Raw genomic sequence first — 4,032 nt, forward strand, 5'->3', positions numbered from 1 at the left:
GAGCCACGGGGGGGTGGGGGCTATTGGGCAGCGCGGCCGGGCCAACAGCCGGGCGTGGCAGCACGCGAGGCGAACCAATCGCGCCGCTGCACAGCAGCACTTCTTTGCGCGCACGGGCTTCAATGCGCACATGGTTATCGCCGGTCATGTAATGCACGCCGACCGCACGCTTACCTTCAAACACAATCTTGTCGGTCAAGGCGTGAGTGACGATTGTCAGCGTTGAACGCTGCTTGGCGATGTCCAGGTAACCGCGGGCGGTACTGGCGCGACGGCCGTTTGGCGTTACGGTACGGTCCATCGGGCCGAAGCCTTCTTGCTGGTAGCCGTTCAAGTCTTCGGTGCGCGGGTAACCGGCTTGCACGCCTGCTTCAACCATGGCGTGGAACAGCACGTTATTACCGGCTTTAGGCGTGGTCACGCTGACCGGGCCTTCGCCACCGTGGTAATCGTTCGGGCCGATGTCACGGGTTTCAGCCTTGCGGAAGTACGGCAGGCAGTCCAGGTACGACCAGTCCTCCAGGCCAGGGTTTTTTGCCCAGCCGTCGTAGTCCAGCGCGTTACCGCGGATGTAGCACATACCGTTGATCAACGAAGAACCGCCTAAGCCTTTGCCACGGCCACACTCCATGCGGCGACCGTCCATGTGCGGCTCTGGATCAGTCTCGAACGCCCAGTTATAGCGACGGCCTTGCAGCGGGAACGCCAATGCCGCAGGCATCTGGGTACGGAAATCTAAGCGGTAGTCCGGGCCGCCTGCTTCAAGCAGCAGCACGGTGACGCCTGGGTCTTCAGTCAGACGGGTCGCCAAGGTGTTACCGGCAGAGCCGGCACCAATGATGATGTAGTCGAATTCTTGGGACATAAGATGCACCCTCTTTGAAGTAGGTCAGATCACTTGAACCCTGTAGGAGCGAGCTTGCTCGCGATCTTTTGATCTTTTAAAAGATCGCAGCCTGCGGCAGCTCCTACAGGTCATGCGTGTCGATTTAGAACACCGACACGTACTCGCCCATCTCAATCTGTACCGATTTAACTTGGGTGTACTGAGCCAGCGAGCTGATGCCGTTTTCACGGCCAATGCCCGATTGCTTGTAACCGCCTACCGGCATTTTTGCGTCAGACTCGCCCCACGTGTTGATCCAGCAAATACCGGCTTCCAACTGGTGGATTACGCGGTGAGCGCGGTTCAGGTCTTGGGTCACGATACCGGCGGCCAGGCCGAACTCAGTGTCGTTAGCGCGGCGGATCACTTCTTCTTCGCTGTCGTAGGCCAGGATGCTCATCACTGGGCCAAAGATCTCTTCTTTGACGATGGTCATCTCGTCGGTGCAGTCGGTGAACACGGTCGGTGCCACAAATGCGCCTTTACCCAACTCGCCTTCGGTCAAGCGTTCGCCACCGCACAGCAGGCGGGCGCCCTGTTCTTTACCTTTGGCAATGTAGCCCAGCACGCTTTCCATGTGAGCAAAGCTGACCAGCGGGCCGAAGTTGATGTTCTCGTCTTCTGGGTTGCCGATGCGAATACGCGCAACGCGCTCCAGAATCTTGGCTTCAAAAGCGGCTTTGAGTGCGGTCGGTACGAAGACCCGAGTACCGTTGGTGCACACTTGGCCCGAGCTGTAGAAGTTGGCCATCATCGCGGTGTCAGCTGCGCGGTCCAGATCAGCGTCTTCAAAAACGATCAGTGGCGACTTGCCGCCCAATTCCATGGTCACTTCTTTCAAAGAAGAGCTGGTGGCGCTGGAGGTGACTTTTTTGCCGGTGTCGGTGCCGCCGGTGAACGAGATTTTCTCGATACGCGGGTGCTCGGTCAGCCACGTGCCGACTTCACGGCCGCTGCCGGTCAGAACGTTGAACACGCCGTCTGGCAGGCCCGCTTCGGTGAAGATCTCTGCCAGCTTTAAGGTCGTCAGCGACGTCACTTCACTCGGCTTGAAGATCATGGCGTTACCGGCAGCCAAAGCTGGGGCGGACTTCCACAGTGCGATCTGGATCGGGTAGTTCCAGGCGCCAATACCGGCCACAACGCCCAACGGCTCGCGACGGGTGTAAACAAAAGAGCTGGTGCGCAGCGGGATTTGCTCGCCTTCAATGGCGGGCGCCAAGCCTGCGTAGTATTCCAGCACATCGGCGCCAGTCACGACGTCAACGTAACGGGTTTCGGAGTACGACTTACCGGTGTCCAGAGTTTCCAGGGCCGCCAGCTCATCGTTGCGCTCACGCAGGATATCAACCGCACGACGCAGAATGCGCGAGCGCTCCATGGAGGTCATCGCAGCCCAGATTTTCTGGCCTTTTTCAGCGCTGACAACGGCGCGTTCCACGTCGTCCTTGGTCGCACGTTGCACTTGTGCGAGGACTTCGCCGTTAGCCGGGTTGATGGCATCGAAAGTAGCGTCGCTACCGGCGTCGGTGTAGCCGCCGTCGATGTAGAGTTTTTGCAATTCGAAACGGGCCATAAATTCCTCGCAAGTGCTGAAAGTGGTGGGCGTTGATCGTCAATCAGGTGCCATCTAACTGTGGCACCGCAGATTCACGACAGTTCAGGGGTCAAGCGCTAACTGAGGCCTAACGCTCCTGTTTCGCCAGTTGTAGATCCATGTATTCGTAGCAGATACGTTGTGCCTGTTCGGTGTCGAAAGCATCGCCCGACAAGGCACCGCGCAACCATAGACCATCAATGAGAGCTGCCAGGCCTCGCGCTGCGCTGCGGGCTTGAGCCTGCGGCAAGACGCGCCGAAATTGGCAGCACAGATTGGAGTACAAGCGGTGGTCGTTGATCCGCTGCAATCTGTGTAACGACGGCTGATGCATGCTGGCCGCCCAAAAAGCCAGCCAGGTTTTCATTGCTGGGCCACTGACTTGGTTCGCGTCAAAGTTGCCGTCAACGATGACCTGCAAGTGCGCCCTAGGGCTGTCGTCGTTCAACGCTAGGCGACGTTCGGCGACGTTCTCGGTCAACACCGTCATCAAATACCGCATGGTGGCGGCGATTAGACCGTTCTTATCCTTGAAGTAGTGACTGATGATGCCGTTTGACACGCCCGCCAAACGGGCGATTAGCGCAATGCTGGCATCTGCCATTCCAACCTGATCGACCGCCGTAAACGTGGCTTCGATCAACTGCTGGCGGCGTATGGGTTGCATACCGACCTTGGGCATTGTGTGCATCTCCTTAGGCCGACGCGCGGTGCATAACAATCACTGAACGACGGCCAGTCTATTTTGTTTTGATTGAACGTTCAATCAACAAAGAATAAGCTCTGCGACAATTCGTCGCGCGCTGTGTTGCTCTTCCTACAACAAGTGGCGAAAAATCGACACGGTAAATACCTCTAGATACCAGCCTTACTCAGGGACAGGCAGGGTTCGGTTTTTTGCGGTGTCTTTATATCACTCGACCGTTGGTCGAGTGACGCGTTGCCTTAAGCCCTTGTGTCGCACTTGCCTGGAGCACCCGTGCAATGAGTTCTGCTTCTCTGATAAAGACCCCTCCGCAAAAGGTGACGGTCAATGGTGCGGTGTTTTACACCTCAACCGTCTTGATACTGCTGTTAACCGCTATTTTGATCGCGTTCCCTGAAGACGCGGGTCAGATGCTGGGCGTGGCCCAAGAATGGCTGTCGCGCAGTTTCGGTTGGTACTACATGGTGGTCATCGCCGCCTACCTGATTTTTGTCGTCGGCTTGGCGTTCTCGTCCTACGGCAAGCTGAAATTGGGGACCAAACAAGATAAACCCGACTTCAGCTATGGCGCTTGGGCCGGGATGCTGTTCTCGTCGGGTATCGGCATCTCTTTGCTGTACTTCGGCGCCTCCGAGCCGCTGGACCATTACTTCAACCCGCCACAAGGCGTGTCGGCCAGCCACCAGGCGGCGCAGCAAGCGTTGCAATTGACCTTCCTGCATTGGGGGCTGCACGGCTGGGCGATCTATGCCTTGGTCGGTTTGGCCGTGGCTTACTTCGCCTACCGTCATAACCAGCCGCTGGCGCTGCGTTCGGCGCTGTACCCGTTGATGGGGGAGCGTT

4 protein-coding genes are annotated in these 4,032 nt (G+C 57.7%); 1 reads left to right on the plus strand and 3 read right to left on the minus strand.

The window, feature by feature from the left end; genetic code table 11:
• The 3 genes from AQS70_RS08135 to betI form a co-directional block, all read right to left on the minus strand.
• A partial coding sequence (locus AQS70_RS08135; protein ID WP_187331796.1) for a GMC family oxidoreductase N-terminal domain-containing protein occupies positions 1–865 on the minus strand: 865 nt, incomplete at its 3' end.
• Positions 866–989: 124 nt separating this feature from the next.
• Positions 990–2,462: a betaine-aldehyde dehydrogenase gene (gene betB / locus AQS70_RS08140; protein ID WP_055102349.1), complete on the minus strand. Its 1,473-nt coding sequence runs from the start codon at positions 2,460–2,462 to the stop codon at positions 990–992.
• A 109-nt stretch (positions 2,463–2,571) separates the two neighbouring features.
• Entirely contained in the window at positions 2,572–3,165 is a 594-nt protein-coding gene (betI, locus tag AQS70_RS08145; RefSeq protein WP_055102350.1) for a transcriptional regulator BetI, read from the minus strand.
• Between the two features lie 359 nt (positions 3,166–3,524).
• Here betI and AQS70_RS08150 point away from each other — a divergent pair.
• The coding region (locus AQS70_RS08150; RefSeq protein WP_420912345.1) for a BCCT family transporter at positions 3,525–4,032 on the plus strand (508 nt) is incomplete at its 3' end.

The organism is Pseudomonas endophytica (assembly GCF_001411475.1).
Taxonomy (GTDB): Bacteria; Pseudomonadota; Gammaproteobacteria; order Pseudomonadales; family Pseudomonadaceae; genus Aquipseudomonas; species Aquipseudomonas endophytica.